Here is a 20,805-nt window from a genome sequence, read left to right as displayed (position 1 = left end):
GTGATTTCATCGTTAAAAACAACCCGTTAATTTGTGTCATAATCTTAAAAACTCTAAAAATGAAAAAATTACTTTTATTATTTATGGCAACAGCTCTTGTAGTAAGTTGTGATAAGGATGATGACACAAACGAGCCGCAAACTAAAAATTTAACTATGGGTATTGAAGGTTTAGAAGACCTAGGTGCCGATTATGTTTATGAAGGATGGATAATTGTAAATGGAGCTCCGGTATCTACAGGTGTATTTACTGTAGATAGTAACGGAAACCCTTCTAAAACCTCTTTTAGTGTAGATGCTGAAACATTAGATCAAGCAACAGCTTATGTATTATCTATAGAACCAGCAGTTGATAACGACCCAGCACCTGCAACAACAAAGTTGCTTTCTGGAGCTTTTGCAGCTGAAACTGCAACTGTAAGTATAACAGATTTAGTTGGTGATTTTACTGGTGCTAGCGGAGAATTCTTTTTAAGAACACCAACAGATGAAGATGATGGTATGAATAATGGGAACGACCAATATGGTATTTGGTTTGGTATACCAGGAGCGCCACAAGCTACAGGTTTAGAATTACCTGTTTTACCAGAAGGTTGGGTTTATGAAGGTTGGGTAGTAGGTGAAGACGGACCAATTACAACTGGTACATTTATGGATCCTACTGTACAAGCAGAAGATTCTGGTAATCCTTTTAGTGGAGCTAATCCAGGACCTCCAATTCCTGGTGAAGATTTTTTTAATAATGCACCAACAGGATTTACTTTTCCTTTAGATGTTAGAGGTAAAACAGTTGTTATTTCTGTAGAGCCATCTCCAGATAATAGTCCTGCTCCATTTTTACTTAAACCATTAGTAGGTGTATCTGGACAAGAAACTGCACCAACAACACATAATTTAAGTTTAAACAGTGATTCTTTTCCAACGGGTTGGGTTAAAAGATAATTTGTTTTAGTCAATAAAAATAGCCTCTAGTTAACTAGAGGCTATTTTGTTTCTGTTTGTTTTTTTTTGGTTTTAATATGGTTTTTAAGGCCATGTATCTAAGTCTTCCTCCTCGTAACAATCTGTAATATAGCTTCCTATTTTATTTTTACGAATAGAGAATATTTTTAGTGTAATTAAACACAAACCTAAATAAGCAAGTACAATTGCAATTCCTATAGGTAAAAAATGATCTGGTAAAATGAGATCGTTATATGTGCTGTATCCAAAAACTATGCTAGCAATATCTACCATTTTGTATACATAATAAGCAAATATGAGGTAAAAACCATATTCTAAGTTTCTCATTTCCTTGTCTGGATATTCATTTTCTGTAAGTTTAAACCAAAAAGCATACAAGTATATTATATGTACTGTAGCTAACAATATAAAAAAGTAACTACCTGCTTTGTTAAAGTGAAACTTGTCTGTTAATAGACCGTAAAAATTAGAAAAGGAAACAATTATTAGTAATAGTACAGAAATAAGGACAGATAACTTCCATGAAATTTTTATAGATGGTATTTTCATATAATAATTAGAGTATAAAAAGCTGGGGGGCTCTATGTTTAATCTAACACAAAATTATATCATATGTTAAATTAAGTTAAATATAATCGGTTAAACACTAAAATATAAGGGTAAGTGTATAGGCATAGATAAAAGGTAATCTTGTATAGATTATATGTATAAATGCAAAAAACAAATCCCTTTGTAAAAAACTAAGATAGCCAGCCTCTTTTACTAGCGTAATTAGAAAATAAAAAAAGTAAAACTGAAATTATTATAATTACTATAGGGAAATATATAGATGAAGTGCCCAATACTTTAAGCGTGTTGCTCATAAAAAAAGTATACACATTTTGAGCAACAACTCCTGCTAAAGAAATTAAAAATACAGTTTTAGCTGCTTTTTTTCGTATTAGAAGTAGCATACTAGCCAAAACGCCGCCAAAAACAGCTATGGCGTATGCGCCTGTGACCCATGATGGTCTTTTTTTATAAAGTTCTTGCACTTCTTTTGTGAATGATGAGAAAATTTCATCAGACATATAAGCTTCGGTTATGTACGCCATAACTCCCATACAATTCCAAATTAAAGCTATAACAGCAATAATCCAGAACCAGTTAGGTACTTTATTAACGGTTTGTTTGTTTGTCATTTTGGTTGGTTTTGTTTATTAATTAATTGTAAAATACAAAAAATAAGTTGTTTTTTAATGTTTTCATTTATGCATACTTTTACTGCCGTGAAAAAAAATAAGCAATATTATTTAATTAGATTACAGTTTTTAGGCTATAGATTTAGTGGATGGCAAAAGCAGCCCGGATATAAAACCATAGAAGGTATGCTTACTAAAACGCTAAAATTTATACTTCCAGATCGAAAGTATAAAATTTTAGGAGCTGGCCGTACAGATGCTAAAGTATCTGCTTTAGATGCTGCTTTTGAGCTTTTTTTAGATGGTGAACCGTTACATGATTTAGATTTTTTTTTAAAAGATTTTAATAAAAATTTGCCTTCAGATATTAAAATAGTAGCTGTAAAGCACGTAAAGGAAAAGTTTAATATAATTCAGCATAGCAAAGAAAAAGAGTATGTGTATTTGTTTTCTTTTGGCGATAAAAATCATCCGTATGCAGCGCCATTTATGGCAAACATACAAGATAGTTTAGACTTAGATTTAATGAAAAAAGCGACAAGTTTGTTTGTTGGTACCCACAATTTTAAAAGCTTTACAGCTAAACCTAAAGAAAACGGAAAGTTTATACGAAGTGTAAACTCTGCCGAAATTAGAGAAAATACCATTTTAAAAGCTAATTTTTTCCCTGAAAAATCTTACGCCTTTCATATAAAAGGAGAAGGATTTATGCGTTACCAAGTACGTATGCTTATGGGAGCATTAATACAACTAGGAAAAGGAGAAGTAAGTATTTCTGATATTGAAGAAGCTCTTAAGCCAAATAGTACGGTTAAATTTACATTTGTAGCTCCGGGTTCTGGTTTAATGCTACATAGTTTAGATTTTAAAGATGATGCTTAGTACACAGTAAGCATCATCTTAATTTTTATCCAAATAAACCAGATGATAGGTACCTGTCACCTCTATCACAAACTATAGATACTATAGTGCCACTATCTAATGTACTGGCTAGTTTTATAGCAGCAAAAGCAGCGCCACCACTACTAACACCTGCAAATATGCCTTCTTTTTTAGCCAATAAAAGTGTAGTTTGTTCTGCCTCTTCTTGGCTCACATCTATAATTTTATCAACCTTAGAAGCATCAAATATTTTAGGCAAATATTCTTGTGGCCATTTACGAATTCCTGGAATTTTTGCTCCTTCTTTTGGTTGCACACCAACAATTTGTATGCTATTATTTTGTTCTTTTAAATAGGTAGATGTACCCATAATTGTACCTGTTGTACCCATAGCAGACACAAAATGTGTAATTTCATTATTTGTATCTTTCCAAATTTCTGGTCCTGTACTTTTATAATGAGCTTTCCAATTGTCATTATTCCCAAACTGATTTAACATAACAGCGCCTTTTTTTACTTGCTCATCTGCATAGTCCCTGGCCCCCAAAATACCTTTGTTTTCAGGCGTTAAAGTTACTTTAGCACCATACGCACGCATAGTTTGTATACGCTCTTTAGTAGATCCTTCAGATAAAACAATTTCTATGTCTAAATTAAAAATACCAGCAATCATTGCTAATGCTATACCAGTATTACCGCTTGTTGCCTCTACAAGTTTGGTATTTTTATTTATATCACCTCTGTCCAGTGCGCTTTTAATCATATTATATGCAGCCCTGTCTTTTACACTACCACCAGGGTTATTTCCTTCTAACTTAAATAAAAGTCTAACGTTAGGGTTTGTATTTAAAACTTTAGACTCTACCATAGGTGTATTACCTATTAAATCTAGTATACTATTGGACATTTTGTGTGGTTTTTATTTTAATTTCTGTTTTATGAAACACTTTTGAGTTGGCAGGTATAGAACTTGTAACCCAAGCATTACCTCCAATTATAGTATTTTCTCCTATTACAGTATCGCCGCCTAAAATAGTAGCATTTGCATATATGGTAACATTATTTTTTATAGTAGGGTGCCTTTTTGTTTGCTTTAGGTTTTTAGCAACAAATAGTGCTCCTAAAGTTACACCTTGGTATATTTTTACATGATCTTCTATAATGGCAGTTTCTCCTATAACTACACCAGTGGCGTGGTCTATAAAAAACGAATTTCCTATTTTAGCACCAGGATTTATATCTACACCGGTTAGCCTGTGCGCATACTCGGTCATTAAACGTGGTACTAACGGAAACCCAATGGCGTGTAATTCATGTGCCAATCTGTATATGGCAATAGCATAAAATCCGGGGTATGCCATATAGACTTCTTCTATAGACAAAGACGCAGGGTCGCAGTTTACAATAGCTTCTGCATCTAAATTCAGTTTTTCTAATATAGTAGGTAAGGTAACAACGTATTTCTCCCAAATTTTTTTACAAGGTTTTTCTAGTTTCCAGCAAGCAAGATTCACAAGTTCATCAAACTGAAGCTCTAACTCTTCTAAATTTTTAGCAACTGGTGTTTGGGTATCAAACAAGGTATAAAAAAGCTTTTGGGTAAAAACTTCTGTTTTTTCTTTTAAACTAAAGTTTAAATTAGGCTGCTTTTTATGCAACTCTATTTCTTTAATTACAGATTCTAGTGTCATATGTAACGTATTCAACTATCAAAATTAACCAATATTTAGGTAAAAAAACTTTTAAAAACAGTTAACTTTAGCATAAATAATAGATTAGTAAGATTTTTATGAAAAATGATGTAATCTCTAAAAATACCTTTGGTTTTTTAAATAAGCTAAAAGAAAACAATACAAGAGAATGGTTTTTAGAGCATAAAGAAGAATTTAAAGTTGAAGAAAATGCGTTTAAAGAGTTTATTACCTTACTTGGTGAAAAGCTAAATGAACATGATGATATTGAAAAATCTAAAGTTTTTAGAATTTACAGAGATGTACGTTTTTCTAAAAATAAAACACCTTACAAAGTACATTTAGCAGGTTCTTTTACTAGGGCAGGAGCACGTTTGCGTGGTGGGTATTATGTGCATATAGAACCAGGTAATAGTTTTGTTGCTACTGGTTTTTGGGCTCCTAATAAAGAAGATTTATTTAGAATTAGAAAAGAAATTGAGTTAGACGCGCAAGAATTTAGAGATATTATTAATAATAAGACCTTTAAAGATGCTTGGGGAGAACTTAAAGGAGAAGAGTTAAAAAGAGCCCCAAAGGGTTTTGATATTGCTCATAATGATATAGACTTGTTACGCAAAAAACAATACATCTTTACCAGAGAATTTACAGATAAAGAAGTATTGTCTGCTAACTTTTTAGATACCATAAACGAGCTATTTGCCGCTATTAGACCTTTTTTTGATTTAATGAGCGATGTATTAACTACTAATTTAAATGGTGAGTCAATTTTAGACTAAAACGGGCTCATTAAAATACTGTAATTGGTCTTTTAGCCTAGTAATAGCCATAGACATCATACGTTTATTAAGTGCAGATGAGTTTAGTGTATAAGCTTCATACTCTTCTACAGTAAATTGCCCTATAATAATGCCTTTTAGTGCATTTCTAAATTTAATGTCTCTTTGTATGGCGTTTTCAATATACTCAAGTCTCTTTTCTAGAGTTAAGTTGTAAAATTTGTTTTTGTGTTTTTTAATGTAGTTTTTAAAAACAACTAAAATTAAATCGTTTTGTAATTTAAGAATAGGTCTAATTGTTTTGTTCTGAAAAAGTTCGTCATTACTAATTCCGTCTACTATTTTAGTAGCTTTTATCTCTGGCCTAATGCGCAAGAGATCTGTAGATCTTTGGTTCATAACTAGCGTTTTACTAAAGGTACAATAACTAACTATTATTTTGACATATACTTAAGTATAGTTTTTAACGGGGTTATAAACATTTAACATTTAAATAAATAGGTTGTAATAATTAAAAATAAAAAAGATCTAGTATAATTAGTATCAACATTATTATCTGCTTGTTTTATTAACAGTTTAACCAAAAAAGTTGACTCTAATTTAAAAATTCCTAAAACTTTGTTAGATAATAGCCTGTACTTATTTTAATACCTAATTTTGTAATCTAAATTGGTACATTATGAGATTTCACAGTAGAAAATGGGTAAAACCAGGAGATTTAAATGCAAACAAAACACTTTTTGGAGGTAAAGTTTTAGCGTGGGTAGATGAAGAAGCTGCTTTATATACAATTATACAGCTAGAGAATAAAAAGGTGGTTACCAAATATATGTCTGAGATTAATTTTATGAGCTCTGCAAAGGAAGGTGATATTGTAGAAATTGGTATAGAGGTTATAAAATTTGGAGTATCATCTTTAACATTAAATTGCGAAGTACGTAATAAAATGACTAGAGAAACAATATTAACTGTAGATAATATTATTATGGTTAATTTAGATGAAGATGGAAAACCTAAACCACACGGAAAAACCAAAATTGAATATGTAAGAGACAGGTTAGCCAAATAATACCTAAAAACATAAATTTTAAAAAGTCTTAGTTAATAGCTAAGACTTTTTTTTTGTATTCACTTAAAAATTAAATATTTATAAAAAAACTATTTTTTAGTTTTAATTTGATTTTGGGTTTTAGTATTGAAATAGGGTTAAAAGGTCAATAAAAACGGCTAATTGTAACATTCTGTTACTAATAAACTTACAAATAAAGAGGTTTCACAACATAATAAGGCACCTATATAACATTTAATTGGTAGGACTCTGTTAAATATTGAGATTTACAATGTAATAAATTGATTACGTGTCTAATTTAATACTTAACAACATAAATTTCGCCCAAATTGAAATTGAAAGACCTACATACTTCATTATCCAATTTGCAGGAAAAACTTGATAGTTTTTCTTTTAACGAATTGTCTGTAAAACAAGCAGATGCACTTAGGGGTGTTTTAAATAACTTTAAAAAACTTTTAGTTCACAAAAGTAATGTTAAAGCAACTTTTTCATCAGAAAACAACTCGTTTAAAGATAAATTAATTACGCGTGCAAACAGTGAAATTAAGAAACCATTACACGGTATTTTAAACAACACTGAAAAACTATTAAAAAGTAATTTAACTATGGAACAGGAGAAAATTGTAAAAGACATACAGGTAACATCTAGCACTATGTTAAACGTTTCTGAAGATTTAATAGGGTACACTACTAGCAATGATATAAATGAAAATTTAAGCATACCTATTAAATTTAAAAATGTAGTTAATGATGTATTGTTTTTATGCAATACATTAATTACTACAGACAACCTTGTTTTAAATAAAAAAATAGATTCTGATATACCAAAACAATTAATAGGAGACCCATCTAAATTATCACAAATACTCTTAAACATTGTGGGTAATAGTATACAGTCTACAGCTAAGGGAGAAATTTTAGTTACAGCATCAGTAAAAGAAAACTATACAGACAATGTAATTTTAGAATTTAATGTTAACGATACCAATGGCACTATAACTGATAAAAAAGCATTAGAAATTTTTGATATTTATAGACAAGATAATTCTAAATTAGGATTAGGCTTAAATGTAGCTAAAGAGTTAATAGAATCTCTTAATGGTACAATTTACGTTTCTAACAGAGAATCTGTGGGTACCACTTTTACATTTACAATTCCATTTAAAAAGCCTTTAAAACCGCTTACAGCAACTAATATTGCTAGTGTTAGCGGTATTAATGTATTAGTTTTTGAAGATAATAAACTAAACCAAAAATTACTAGAATTTAAGTTAGACAAATGGCAGTGCACCTCTTTTGTAACAGATAACTGTAGTACCGGATTAGAAATTTTAGAAAACAACATTATAGACATCATTTTAATGGATATGAGAATGCCAGAAAAAAATGGTGATGAAATAGCAGAAATAATAAAATCTCATACAAACGCAAGAATTAGTAATACCCCAATAATTGCTGTTACTGCCGATGATGATATACAAAATAGCAAAGAATTTAATACCTCAAATTTTACCAATTTTTTATTAAAACCCTACACCTCTGAGGAGTTACTAAACACTTTATTGGAGCAATTACAAAAAAATGCAAATATGGAAACATTAACAAGTAATCATATTAATGATCATGGAGATACCCGTAAATTAAACCTAACACCTGTTTTAAATGAGTGTATGGGAGATTTAGGAATGCTTCAGGAATTAGTTAAATTATTTAAAAATAATGCTTTAGAATTTATAGGAAAGTCAATTGTACATATTAAAAATGAAGATTTTGAGGCCTTAAAATTTGCTACACACAAAATTAAAGCAGGTTTAAAAATGATGAAAACTGATGCTTTATTTGAAAGCGTTTTACAAATGGAAAATGCAATTAAAGATGATGTAGATGTAAAGCACTTAAATTTTCTTTACAATTGTTTTATAGATGAATACCCGGTTATAGAACAACAATTAGATGACGAATTATTGAGATTAGCAGAAGAAGCATAAAATTATATTATGGAGAAGAGATTACTGTTGGCGGAGGATGATGAATTACTTTCTTCACTATTAAAATATAGGTTAACTAAAAGCGGTTACATTGTAGACGTTGTAATTAATGGTAAGCAAGTAAAAGAATATTTAGTAGAAAACACGCCAGATTTAATTATAAGTGATATTATGATGCCATATATGTCTGGTATAGAACTAATAGACTATGTTAGAAATACTTTAAATTCATCATTACCAATAATTATAATATCCTCAGCAGGCAATGAAGAAAACGTTTTAAATGCTTTTGAAATGGGCGCAAACGACTTTTTGTCAAAACCTGTTAGTCCGCCAGAGTTGTTAATACGTGTAGCAAGGGTATTAAAAAACGTTCCTGTATAAAAAAATGATAATACTAAACCACATATTTACAAGTATAGCACCAAAAATTGGTGTTAACTTTTTGTGGGTATTAGCTATTGTATTTGCAATTGTTGCATTGCTATACATAGGAATTACTTTTTATGCAAAAAGCAATATTACATTAGGTGTTAAACGTAATAAAATTAAGAAAAGAGAACTAGGTCCAATAGTGAGTGAATTTCTATTTTTTGATGAAAAAACGGCTTCACTTGAAGATAAAAATAATTATGTATGCCTAAAGATTAAAATAAGGCAAATGCTTAAAAATAAGCGAAACAGAAAAATTTTGGCAGAAGTATTGGTAGAACTTAGTCAAGATTTATCTGGAGAAACCTTAAAATCTCTTCACAAATTATACAAAGATCTTGGTTTAGATAATGATGCGTTAGAAAAGCTTAAAAGTTGGCGTTGGCACACTATATCACAAGGTATTGTAGAGTTAACGCAAATGAAGGTTACAGACTCTTATAACAAAATAACAAAATTTGTAAATGGGAGTAGAGGTGTAATTCGTAAACAATCTGTTATTGCTATTGTGTCATTAAAAGATGAGGGTATTAACTATTTTTTAGACACAACTCAGCATAAAATATCAGAATGGCAACAGCTTAAATTGTTAGAAATACTTCAAAATAAAAAAAACTACAATCCGCCTAGTTTTAAAAATTGGCTATTTTCTAAAAATGTAGATACTGTTCTTTTTGCTTTGCGCTTAGTTAAGCATTATGATCAAAGTGACGCTAATTCTTCTATTGTTCAATTAATTAGACATAAAAACAGCCAAATTAGGCAAGTAGCTATACAGTGTGTTAGTGAGTTTAATGTGGTAGAGGCTAGAGAATCTTTAAAAAAGATTTTTAATACAAGTACAAACGATACTAAATTACTTATTATTGAAGCTTTAGAAAGCTTAGGATTTGCAGAGGATGTACAATTTTTAAATACTATAGAAAATCGTAAAGAAGTTTTTGCTGTTAAAAACAAAGCATTAGTTGCTATTAACAGTTTATTACCAGAAAATCATTTAGAAATAGAAGGGTTAGAAGATATTAGTGCCGTTTTAATCCAAAAAGAAGATAAAAAGCCATTAAATCCGCTTGAAGTTACAGTAACACCAAGAACCGAGATTGAAAAAGATTTAACTTCTGCAATAGATCAGTTAACAGATGACACAGATAATGTACCAATTGTTAATGATATAGCGGAGACAGATCTTTTAACGTTTACTATAGATGATACTATAGATGTGGTTACAGAGGTAGCACCTATAGATGATGATAAGCATTTAGAGTTTATAAAATTTTTAGAAACTAAAAAAGAAACACCAAAAGAAGCACCAAATACCGTTTATTTTAATGTTTCTGAGTCTAGCAGCACAAGTAAAAAAGAACCTGAAAATTTAATTAATAATTCCAAAGAGGCTCTGCCAGACTCTGTTTTTAAAAGCTTGTATGATGGATGCGATACCGAAGCAAAGCTTATTCTACTTGATGAAATAGGAGCATTAGGCGATGAAAAGGAGCTACAATTTGTATTAAGTTTATTAAATGCGCCAGAAATAGAAATTAGCAAGAAAGCTGCAAGTGTAAAAATTATTATAGAAAATAGATTGTCTGTAATAGCAGAGCAAGATGCTTTAGAAGAAAATGCTACATCAAAACTAATAAACAAGAATCCAAATTTACAAGAAGAGCTAAACGCCCGTTACACGAATACTACAAAAACTATTACACCAATTAAACCAACTTTAGTTAAAGAGTTAAAACCTTTAGAGTTGTGCTTTTTAGAGGAAGAAGAAGAAAAAACAGAAGAAGATGTTTTTGGCTTTTTTGATATCAATTTTATTTTATCTGAAGAGTTTTATAAAGATAACTGCAACTAAACCTAAGCCAAAACTTGGCCACATATGTTTCAGAGCGATTTTTTTACCATTATAGTAGATTATATAAACATTATATTTTTAATGTTTACCATAGTCTTATTTTCTGGTTACACGGTAATGGGGTACTTGGCAACTAAACATACCTTACACTACAGAAGAAAAAATAGTTTTGGAGACCTATCTAAGGTAATGGCATCTCCGCTAGCGCCCAGTATTACTATAATAGCACCAGCTTACAATGAGGGTATGAATATTGTAGAAAATGTGAGGTCTCTTTTATCATTAAACTATGTAGATTATGAGGTTATGGTGGTTAATGATGGAAGTAAAGATGATACACTAGAGAAAATGATTGCCGCTTATGACCTTGTGAAAATAGAGCAAAAAATAGATCCTAATTGGCAGTCTAAACCCATAAGAGGCATATACAAGTCTAAACAAAAGGCATTTCATAAACTTACGGTAATAGATAAAGAAAACGGAGGTAAATCTGACGCGTTAAATACTGGTATGCAACTATCTAATAACAGGTATGTTGGCTGTATAGATGTAGACTGTTTATTGCTGCCTGATGCTCTTTTACATGTAGTAAAATCTTTTTTTCAAAGATCAGGAAAAAGAGTTATTGCAGTTGGTGGTGTTATACGTGTAGCTAATTCCTGTATTATAGATGGTGGTGAGCTAGAAGAAGTACGTTTACCAAAAAATTGGTTGGCCAAGTTTCAATTGTTAGAATATACTAGATCTTTTATTTTAGGGCGTATGGCTTGGGGTAGTATAGATAGTTTGCTAATTATTTCTGGCGCATTTGGTTTTTTTGATCGTGAAATTGCATTAGCTGCTGGCGGCTATGACACTAATACGGTAGGAGAAGATATGGAAATTGTTTTTAGAATGCGTAGGTATATGCATGAAAGGGACTTACCATATACAGTAGAATATATTCCTGATCCTTTATGTTGGACAGAGGTTCCTGAGGAGGTTAAAATATTTATAAACCAAAGAGATAGGTGGTCTAGAGGTAATTTAGAAACCTTAACAAAACATAAGGATATGTTTTTTAACCCTAAATATGGTAGGTTAGGTATGTTAAGTTACCCATATTGGTTTTTTTATGAGTGGTTAGCACCGTTGTTAGAGTTTTTCGGATTTTTATCAATAATTCTATTCTATTATTTAGGCATATTAAACTTTCAATTTTTTATAGCTATAACGGCAGCAGTTTTCTCGTTTTCAGTTATGTTCTCATTTTTTGCAATATTTTGGGAAGTATATGCATACAATCAATACAAAACAAAAGACATTTTAGTTTTAATGTTGTTTGCAATTTTAGAGCCTTTTGTATTTCATCCGTTGGTAACATTTTCTGCTGTAAGAGGCAACTATAAAAAACTATTTAAAATAAAATCTGGTTGGGGAACTATAACTCGTAAAGGATTTAGTAAAGCAACATAAATGAGTGTTACGGTACCACATACAAGCACAGATTTAACCTTAAAACATTATACAAGGTTGTTAATATCATTTGCTTTAGTATTGGTAATTTTATCGTTATACCAATACATTGTTTTGTTTAACAAAGGCATTATAAATACCATATTTAGTGTTAGCTATTTGTTAAATATTACTCACCACATAGGTTTTGCAGCATTTGTTGGTTTTTTGCTAGTAATACCTTATTATTTTTTAGAAAAATCTAAATACGGAAGAGGTTATAAATTCACTTTTTTCGTGCTTTTTGTTTTACTAGCAACAGAGTGTTTTTTAATCTTATATTTTACAAGAGCATATGTGCCCTTAGGAGCAAACATTTTAGATTATAATTATGTAGATTTTAAATCTGCTATTACAACAAACATAGTGGTTCCTTTTCTTTTTATTTTACTTGTAACCATTTTAATATTTTTGTTTTATGGCACATATTTAATTACCTCTAAGTACTATCATTATGTAAATAAAATGTTTCCTTTTACCTTTTTTTTACTCACCATTTTTGTGGCTTCATTATTTGTTTCTGGTCAGCCAATAAACCAAAATAAAACACAATTTTTAATAGTTAATTTATATCAAAATTTTTTAGAAGACGATACTTATTTAGATAATCCAAACAACCCACCTTATCCATTGTTAAATGACTATAAAATTAATAACACTTTTAATAATCACTTTAATTTATTAGCAAGTAAACCAAACATAGTATTTGTAATGGTAAATGGGCTAGGAGCAGATTTTATAGACAAAAATTCCAAGTATGGTAATTTTATGCCTTTTTTAGATTCTTTAGCACAAAAATCTCTTTATTGGCAAAATTGTTTTGCTACAACCGGAAAACAATTTGGAGCATTACCCGCGGTAGTAGGTTCTTTACCACACGGTAAAAAAGGTTTTATGGAGGTAACCCAACAAGTTAACAGAGCAACCTTGTTTAGTATATTAAAAAATAACGGTTATAGTACAGCATATTTACAAGGGTCAAATAGTTCTTTTAATAATGTAGATAATTTTGTTTATCATGAAAAAGTAGATTTACTTATAGACCGCAGCTATTTTGGCTTAAACTACAAGCTTACACCAGTAAATAGTTCTGGGCAGTCATTAGGTTACCCAGACAAAGAACTGTTTAAAAAAAGTTTAAATACACCAAGGAATGCTCACAAACCTAAATTTGATGTGTACACAACAGCATCTTTACAAGAACCTTTTATAATACCAAATAATACGGTTTACTTAAAAAATGTAAAAAGTATAATAAAAAGTTCTAAAGCATCTAAAACAATTAAAAATCAATTAAACAAATCAAAAGAAATTTTGGCTTGTATGTTATACACAGATACTTCTTTAAAGTACTTTTTTCAGTCTTATAAAAACAAAAAAGAATACCAAAATACTATTTTTGTAATTACGGGAACTCACAGATTGGTGAATTTACCTGCTACTAACGCATTAAAAAAATATAATGTTCCACTACTAGTGTTTAGCCCAATGCTAAAAGCTCCAAAAACATTAAAAGCTGTAACTTCTCATTTAGATATTGTACCGTCATTTATTAATTTATTGGCAGACGGCTATAATATTAGTGTGCCAAAAAAAGTGGCATGGTTGGGTAATAATTTACCTTTTAGTTCTAATTTTTTGGCAAACAGAAATATTGCTATAATGCGCGATAAAAATCAAATTGAAGATTTTTTACATAATAATCACTTTTATTCTTCGGGTACCATTTATAAGGTTGATGACAAACTTAATTTAATACAAAGTACAAACGATAGTGTTTATAATTTATTAGTTAATTATAGGTCTATAAATTCCTATGTAACTAGATATAACAAATTAATTCCAGCACATACTGCAATTTTTAAAATAGAAAACACACAATTTTCTGAGGAAGATAAAATTTGGATTAATAGTGTTTTAAACGGACAAAGTTTTGACAGTGCTTATAAAACTGCTCAAAAAATGGCATTTAATAGAGATACAGAAAATGCTCTGCGTTTATGCAACTATATTCTGTATGAAATTCCTAGTCACATAGATGCTAAAATTTTAAAAGGGAGAATTAATTCATGGAACAAAAATTATGATGTTGCAGAACAAATTCTTTTAAAGTGTATTTCTTCAAATCCTACATATGATGACTCCTATAGTGCATTACTAGATGTTTATTTTTGGTCTAACCAAAATATTAAGAGTATAGATTTAGAGTCTATTATGCTTAAAAATGGAGTAAATACACCAAACTTATCTATAAAATTAAAAAGGGCACATACAGAACTAAAAAAATAACCGTTATACCTATACCTACAGTATTTTGTAATGAAATTTTCTATATACATATTATTAGTATTTACATTTTTGGTTATTACCACGGGTAATAGTCAAAACACTACATATATGGGAAATCCAGATGCTTCTTTTTTAGTTGCACGAGATTTGGCTTTTGCTAATAAAAGAAAACAAGCCAGAGATACGTTAAAACATATTTTATCTAAATACCCTAACTACACAGATGTAGAAAATTTATTAGCAAAAACATTAACTTGGGATGCTCAGTATAGCAAAGCCAGGTTACACTATAATAATATAATAACTAGAGATAAAAGTAATTTAGAAGTTTGGATAGCAGCTATAAAGAATGAGTTGTATGCCAAAAACTATAATACAGCACTTGGTTTAGCAAATAAAGGATTAGTAACATTAAAAAATAATACTGAGTTATTAGAATTAAAAAATAATGCAATTTTAGAATTAAATAAGGCAGAATCTAAAGTTAGCCAATCTACTATGGTTATAGATACCACTGTGGTGGTAAATTCAGATTTAAAAAATGCAATTTTACTCACAACAGAAGCTCAATCATTTAATAAAGTCTATAACACAATGTCTGCTGTTAGTATTGCTTATAAGCGTACAACAAAATTTGGCGATATTATTCCAACAATTAATTATAGTAATAGGTTTAATACAAATGGTATACAGTATCAGTTAGATGCCTACCCTAAACTTGGTACTAAAATGTATGCATATGCCAGTTATGCATATTCAGACTCAGAAATTTTTCCGAGCCACAGAATAGGAGGTGAGCTATACAGATCGTTACCAAAATCCTTAGAAATATCAGTAGGAGCTAGGTATCTATCATATAACAGTAAAAATGCAACCGTATTTACAGGTTCTTTAAGTTGGTACCCTGGTAACTACTATTTGTCATGGAGACCTTATATTAATCCTGCAAATAATAGTACAATTAGTTTTTCTAACAGTTTTACTGCACGCAGGTATTTAAAAGATAAATATAACTATTTGGACTTTCAGTTTGGCTTTGGTTTTTCACCAGAAACTACACAATTAACAGAGAATAATGTTTTACTATCAGAGTCTATATTTTATTTGGAGTCACAAGAAGCTGCGTTTACATATAACTTTACTGTAAAAAACACTAAAAATATACTTGCAGCAACATTAGGTGTTACAAGACAAGAGTTAATTTTTACACCTAATGAGTTTTATTTAGCAGTAACCGGAAGGGTAAAATATCAATTTAATTGGTAACAATATTAAAGATAGCTTTTCACAACAAAAAATAATAAGTTCACCACATTTTATTGTAACAACAAAAGTGTTTCTGTAGTTTTAGACCAGATTAGAAACCCAAATAACCTACTTATTATGTTATACGATACTTACGGAGAAGAATACCTTAACTTCTTACATGATTTAAACGAAATTTTAAGTCTAAATGAATTAGTAGAATTAGATTACATATAAATGTAGTTGTTATTTTAATATTTAATAAACCCCAAAATCTTTTGTTATGGCACACCAAAACAACTCGGCTTACTTATCATTTGTAGAGAGCCTAAATGAAATTCTATCTGAAGTAAATATTACCAAGCTAAATTATTCTTAGTAACATAATTACTTTATTAAAAAGCATAAAAAAAAGAGCAACTATAATTAGTTGCTCTTTTTTTTATTTAAAGTAAAAATTAACCTAAATATGTTTTTAATATTTTGCTTCTAGAGTTGTGTTTTAGCTTACGTATGGCCTTTTCTCTAATTTGCCTAACGCGCTCGCGTGTTAGGTCAAAAATCTGACCAATTTCTTCTAAAGTCATAGAGTGCTTATCACCAATACCGTAATATAGTTTTACAACATCTGCTTCTCTAGGTGATAATGTTTCTAATGCTCTATTTATTTCTGTATTTAAAGATTGATGCATTAATTTTTCATCTGGGTTTGGAGATTCCCCGTATTTAATAACATCATATAAGTTAGAATCTTCACCTTCTTTAAAAGGTGCATCCATAGATACATGTCTTCCAGAGTTTTTCATAGACTGTTTTACCTCACTAACAGATAATTCTAACTCTTTTGCAATTTCTTCTGCAGAAGGTGGTCTTTCATGTGTTTGCTCTAAATAAGAAAAAGCTTTCTTAATTTTATTAATAGAACCAATTTTGTTTAATGGTAAACGTACAATTCTAGACTGTTCTGCTAAGGCTTGTAAAATAGACTGTCTAATCCACCAAACAGCATAAGAAATAAACTTAAAACCTCTAGTTTCATCAAATCTTTTAGCGGCTTTAACTAAACCTACATTGCCTTCGTTAATTAAATCTGGTAATTTTAAACCTTGATTTTGATATTGTTTAGCAACAGAAACAACAAATCTTAAATTTGCGTTTGTTAATTTTTCTAATGCAGCTTCGTCTCCTGCACGTATTTTTTGAGCTAACTCTACTTCTTCATTGGCAGTAATTAGATCTATTTTGCTGATATCTTGCAGGTATTTATCTAGTGATTTTGATTCTCTGTTGGTTACCTGTTTGATGATCTTTAGTTGCCTCATATATCTGTTCTGTTAATTTAAAGTTTAAAAGTACAGTATACATTTTAAAATGTTATTTTCCAAACATTTAACACAATGTTTATACATTACTTATTAATAAAAAACTTACTTTTTGTAAATTAGGACCATATAAATAAATTACTTCAGGTTTATTTTATTTGGTAACTTTCGGGCTTATAGATTTTTGTATGAGTAAACGAGCTTTAAAAAAATATTTATCAGAATTAAAAAAAAACGAACTAGAAGAGCAGCTATTAGGGCTTTATGAAAAATTTCCTGCAGTAAAAGCTTATTATAGTTTTGTTTTTAATCCTAAGGAAGAAAAATTAGTACAAGAAGCTAAGTTAAAAATAGCAAATGAGTATTTTCCGGTAAAAAGAAAAAGACCAAGAGCGCGCAGATCTGTTGCTCAAAAATATATTAAAAACTTTTTACTGCTAGGTGTAGACGCTCCGTTAGTTGCAGATGTAATGTTGTATAATTTAGAGATTGCACAGGAGTTTTCTGTTAACAAAAATGTACCAGAGGCTTTTTATAAAAGTATGCTTAACTCTTTTGAGCAAGCCATACAATACATTGCAGTTAATGCAATACTACCAGAATTTAAAGAACGTATTTTAGTTATTTACAATCATACACAAGATAATAATTGGTTATTTAAAGACGGTTTTTCTAAGGCGTTAGATGCAATAGATTAAACAGTAACCAGCGTATTTATCTACATTTTTTATCAGTTTTATGCTCTAATGTTTTCTAAAAGCACAAAAATCGCCTAATTTAGCAAGGTTTATTTTTAAACTTTAATACATCGTTTTTCTACGATTAATTACAAAATAGGTTATCCAATTTGGAAGAACAGAAAACAACTACAGAAAAAACATTATACGACTACCAACTAGAGGATTTAAACAAAATATTCACCTATTTTGATGAAAATCCTGCTGGAACAAATTTGTTGTATCAATTGCCAACAGGTGGTGGAAAAACAGTAGTTTTTTCTGAAATTGCCCGTAGATACATAGCTCAAAAAAATAAAAAAGTTGTAGTGCTAACTCACAGAATAGAGCTAAGTGCACAAACGTCTAAAATGCTTAATAGTTTTGGCGTACATAACAAAGTTATAAATAGTAGTGTTAAAGATTTAAATGACCAAAATAGCTATATGTGCTTTGTAGCTATGGTAGAAACCTTAAATAACAGACTACAAGAAGAAAATGTAGAGCTAAAAGACATAGGGCTTGTAATTATAGATGAAGCACATTACAACTCTTTTCGTAAGTTATTTAAATACTTTAAAGATTCATCTATACTTGGTGTAACGGCAACACCGCTTAGTTCTAATATTAAGCTACCAATGAAAGACAATTATAAAAAGTTAATCATTGGCGAATCTATACAATCTTTAATTAAACGTAACTTTTTATCTAGAGCTAACCAATATAGTTATGATGTTGGTTTAAAAACACTAAAATTAGGTATTAATGGAGATTATACAGTAAAATCTTCAGATGAGTTGTATAGTAACCAAACTATGCAAAGCAAGTTGCTATCTTCTTACGAGGAGTTGGCTAAAGGTACAAAAACGTTAATATTTAATAACGGTATTAGCACATCATACTACGTATATGAAACCTTTAAAAAAGCAGGTTACAACATACGTCATTTAGATAATAAAAATTCTGCTGCAGAACGTAAAGAAATTTTAGAGTGGTTTTCTATAACACCAGACGCTATTTTAACATCTGTAAGTATACTAACTACTGGTTTTGATGAACCTACAGTAGAAACTATTATTTTAAATAGAGCAACAAGGTCTTTAACGTTATATTTTCAAATGATAGGGCGTGGTTCTCGTGTGACTGATACTAAAGATGAGTTTACCGTTATAGATTTAGGTAACAATACCAAAAGATTTGGGTTGTGGAGTGAACCTATAGATTGGCAAGAAATCTTTCATTTTCCTGACTTTTTCTTAGAAAACATTAAGAATGATGAAGAAATAGAACGCGATTTTGTTTATGAAATGCCTCAAGCTTTACGAGATGAGTTTTCTAAATCAGAAAATATATTTTTTGATATTAAAGCCGAATATAAGGCTGCTTTTGCTAAAGGGTTAAAGTCTAAATCGGTGTTGGAAAAAAGTATAGAGCAACACGCAAAAATATGTGTAGAAAATAGTGAAGATGTTTTTGATGCACGTATTTTGGCTAAGAAGCTTAAAGAAGAAATACAGTACCGTGTTAGGCAATATTCTTACTGTATAATGAATAATACTAAAAATTATAAAGAGTGGTTAGAGGAGGATTATGAGCGTAAATTACGATTAAGTATTTCTCAAAAATTTTCATCTAAAATGTAAATCTTTTAGCGTGAAAAATGTTTTATTTATTGGTTTTGTGTGGCCAGAGCCCACCACCACTGCGGCAGGTGGCAGAATTTTACAGCTAATAAACTTTTTTAAAAAGCAAAACTATACCGTAACATTTGCTAGTACAGCGGCAAAATCTTTGTACTCTGTAGATTTTTCATCTTTAGGAGTGCTAGAACAGGAAATAAAATTAAATAGTGATAGCTTTAATAGTTTTATAGCAAAACTAAATCCAGATATTGTTGTTTTTGATCGATTTTTAACTGAAGAACAATTTGGATGGCGCGTAGCACAAGTTGTACCAAATGCATTGCGAATTTTAGATACAGAAGATCTTCATTTTTTACGTAAAGCTAGAGAAGAAGCGTTTAAAAAAGGAAAATTACAACCTAATGAAGAAGCTTTAAAAGAATTAGAGATTACAAAGAGAGAAATTGCAAGTATTTACAGATGCGACTTTTCATTAATAATTTCTATGTTTGAAGAGCAGTTACTAATAAATACTTTTAAAATTGATAGTTCTTTACTTTTACATATTCCGTTTATGTTAAACACAAGTACAAGTACTAATTTTCCGCTGTTTAAAAACAGAAAAGATTTTGTTTGCATTGGTAATGGTAAACACAAGCCTAATGTAGATGCTGCGTTGTGGTTACATAAAGAAATTTGGCCGCTAATACGTAAAGAGTTACCAGAAGTAAACCTACACATATATGGCGCTTATTTACCGCAGCAAATTACAGAAAAACATAACCCTAAAACCGGGTTTTTAGTTCACGGTTGGGGAAAAGATGTAGACCAAATTATGCAACAAACTAAAGTAAATTTAGCTCCCTTGCGTTTTGGAGCAGGTATAAAAGGTAAATTAATAGATGCTATGCGTAACGGAACACCTAGTGTAACCACACAAATAGGAGCAGAGGGTATGCAAGGTATTTTACCTTGGGGTGGAGATATATCAACAACAGTTAACAGTTTTGTTGCATCTGCTATAAGCTTGTATACCAATGAAACTAAATGGTTGCAAGCTCAAAAAAACGGAAAACAAATTCTAAATACGTATTATGCTAAATCTAAATTAGAGGATAAATTATCTAATAAAATTAGTACTTTGCAAAAAGATATAAAAAAGCATAGAAACGCCAATTTTATTGGTAGTTTACTACAGCACCATAGTATGATGAGTACAAAATACTTATCTAAATGGATAGCAGAAAAAGAAAAGAAAAACGAAGCCTAAAATTT

The 20,805-nt window shown here is 30.1% G+C and carries 19 protein-coding genes; 13 read left to right on the top strand and 6 right to left on the bottom strand.

The window, feature by feature from the left end; genetic code table 11:
- Positions 1-59 precede the first annotated feature (59 nt).
- Positions 60-941 carry an anti-sigma factor gene (locus tag BFJ87_RS02825; RefSeq protein ID WP_077399636.1) on the top strand — a complete coding sequence of 294 codons (882 nt, stop codon included), beginning with the start codon at positions 60-62 and terminating at the stop codon, positions 939-941.
- An 84-nt stretch (positions 942-1,025) separates the two neighbouring features.
- Here BFJ87_RS02825 and BFJ87_RS02820 read toward each other — a convergent pair whose 3' ends face one another.
- Together BFJ87_RS02820 and BFJ87_RS02815 are read right to left on the bottom strand one after the other, a co-directional pair.
- Complete coding sequence (locus BFJ87_RS02820; RefSeq protein WP_077399633.1) at positions 1,026-1,511, bottom strand: hypothetical protein; 486 nt, start codon at positions 1,509-1,511, stop codon at positions 1,026-1,028.
- A gap of 191 nt (positions 1,512-1,702) precedes the next feature.
- Entirely contained in the window at positions 1,703-2,143 is a 441-nt protein-coding gene (locus tag BFJ87_RS02815; RefSeq protein WP_077399629.1) for a hypothetical protein, read from the bottom strand.
- 69 nt (positions 2,144-2,212) lie between these two features.
- Here BFJ87_RS02815 and truA point away from each other — a divergent pair, with 69 nt between their 5' ends.
- Positions 2,213-3,025, top strand: coding sequence for a tRNA pseudouridine(38-40) synthase TruA (truA, locus tag BFJ87_RS02810; RefSeq protein WP_077400090.1), 813 nt, complete (start codon positions 2,213-2,215; stop codon positions 3,023-3,025).
- Between the two features lie 25 nt (positions 3,026-3,050).
- Here truA and cysM read toward each other — a convergent pair whose 3' ends face one another.
- Together cysM and BFJ87_RS02800 are read right to left on the bottom strand one after the other, a co-directional pair.
- Complete coding sequence (cysM, locus tag BFJ87_RS02805) at positions 3,051-3,932, bottom strand: cysteine synthase CysM (protein ID WP_077399626.1); 882 nt, start codon at positions 3,930-3,932, stop codon at positions 3,051-3,053.
- Positions 3,922-4,716: a serine O-acetyltransferase gene (locus BFJ87_RS02800; RefSeq protein WP_077399623.1), complete on the bottom strand. Its 795-nt coding sequence runs from the start codon at positions 4,714-4,716 to the stop codon at positions 3,922-3,924. The genes cysM and BFJ87_RS02800 overlap by 11 nt, the downstream gene beginning before the upstream one ends.
- A 98-nt stretch (positions 4,717-4,814) precedes the next feature.
- On the opposite strand from BFJ87_RS02800, the gene BFJ87_RS02795 reads away from it, so the two are divergent.
- Positions 4,815-5,495: a DUF2461 domain-containing protein gene (locus BFJ87_RS02795; protein WP_077399620.1), complete on the top strand. Its 681-nt coding sequence runs from the start codon at positions 4,815-4,817 to the stop codon at positions 5,493-5,495.
- Here BFJ87_RS02795 and BFJ87_RS02790 read toward each other — a convergent pair.
- A complete protein-coding gene (locus tag BFJ87_RS02790) occupies positions 5,487-5,894 on the bottom strand; it encodes a glyoxalase (RefSeq protein WP_077399618.1) in 408 nt (135 codons plus the stop codon). The two genes, BFJ87_RS02795 and BFJ87_RS02790, sit on opposite strands and share 9 nt — an antisense overlap.
- 280 nt (positions 5,895-6,174) lie before the next feature.
- Here BFJ87_RS02790 and BFJ87_RS02785 point away from each other — a divergent pair, with 280 nt between their 5' ends.
- The 7 genes from BFJ87_RS02785 (at position 6,175) to BFJ87_RS02755 (ending at position 15,891) form a co-directional block, all read left to right on the top strand.
- Positions 6,175-6,564, top strand: coding sequence for an acyl-CoA thioesterase (locus BFJ87_RS02785; RefSeq protein ID WP_077399616.1), 390 nt, complete (start codon positions 6,175-6,177; stop codon positions 6,562-6,564).
- Between the two features lie 329 nt (positions 6,565-6,893).
- Entirely contained in the window at positions 6,894-8,555 is a 1,662-nt protein-coding gene (locus BFJ87_RS02780; protein WP_139344203.1) for a response regulator, read from the top strand.
- A gap of 9 nt (positions 8,556-8,564) precedes the next feature.
- Positions 8,565-8,939, top strand: coding sequence for a response regulator transcription factor (locus tag BFJ87_RS02775; RefSeq protein WP_077399610.1), 375 nt, complete (start codon positions 8,565-8,567; stop codon positions 8,937-8,939).
- A gap of 4 nt (positions 8,940-8,943) precedes the next feature.
- Positions 8,944-10,842 carry a HEAT repeat domain-containing protein gene (locus tag BFJ87_RS02770; protein WP_077399607.1) on the top strand — a complete coding sequence of 633 codons (1,899 nt, stop codon included), beginning with the start codon at positions 8,944-8,946 and terminating at the stop codon, positions 10,840-10,842.
- Between the two features lie 24 nt (positions 10,843-10,866).
- A complete protein-coding gene (locus BFJ87_RS02765; protein WP_077399604.1) occupies positions 10,867-12,297 on the top strand; it encodes a glycosyltransferase family 2 protein in 1,431 nt (476 codons plus the stop codon).
- Positions 12,298-14,625 (top strand): LTA synthase family protein, encoded by a 2,328-nt coding sequence (locus BFJ87_RS02760; protein ID WP_077399601.1) that lies wholly within the window; start codon positions 12,298-12,300, stop codon positions 14,623-14,625. It begins immediately after the preceding gene.
- A 30-nt stretch (positions 14,626-14,655) separates the two neighbouring features.
- Positions 14,656-15,891, top strand: coding sequence for a YaiO family outer membrane beta-barrel protein (locus BFJ87_RS02755; protein WP_077399598.1), 1,236 nt, complete (start codon positions 14,656-14,658; stop codon positions 15,889-15,891).
- A 437-nt stretch (positions 15,892-16,328) separates the two neighbouring features.
- Here the strand turns inward: BFJ87_RS02755 and BFJ87_RS02750 are convergent, their stop codons facing one another.
- Positions 16,329-17,192, bottom strand: a complete 864-nt coding sequence (locus BFJ87_RS02750) for a sigma-70 family RNA polymerase sigma factor (RefSeq protein WP_013622496.1) — start codon at positions 17,190-17,192, stop codon at positions 16,329-16,331.
- A 188-nt stretch (positions 17,193-17,380) separates the two neighbouring features.
- Between BFJ87_RS02750 and BFJ87_RS02745 the strand changes: the two genes are divergently transcribed.
- From BFJ87_RS02745 to BFJ87_RS02735, 3 genes are all read left to right on the top strand, one after another.
- On the top strand, positions 17,381-17,890 hold the full coding sequence (locus tag BFJ87_RS02745; RefSeq protein WP_077399595.1) for a DUF6155 family protein: 510 nt from the start codon (positions 17,381-17,383) through the stop codon (positions 17,888-17,890).
- 149 nt (positions 17,891-18,039) lie between these two features.
- The gene (locus tag BFJ87_RS02740; RefSeq protein ID WP_077399592.1) at positions 18,040-19,551 is read left to right on the top strand and encodes a DEAD/DEAH box helicase; all 1,512 of its coding nucleotides are present in this window, start codon (positions 18,040-18,042) and stop codon (positions 19,549-19,551) included.
- 10 nt (positions 19,552-19,561) lie between these two features.
- Entirely contained in the window at positions 19,562-20,800 is a 1,239-nt protein-coding gene (locus BFJ87_RS02735; RefSeq protein WP_077399590.1) for a glycosyltransferase, read from the top strand.
- Positions 20,801-20,805: the final 5 nt, after the last annotated feature.

This window comes from Cellulophaga omnivescoria, assembly GCF_001999725.1.
In the GTDB taxonomy this organism is placed as follows: Bacteria; Bacteroidota; Bacteroidia; order Flavobacteriales; family Flavobacteriaceae; genus Cellulophaga; species Cellulophaga omnivescoria.
Note: the sequence above shows the minus strand (reverse complement) of the source record. Positions and strands in the feature narration are given on the sequence as shown.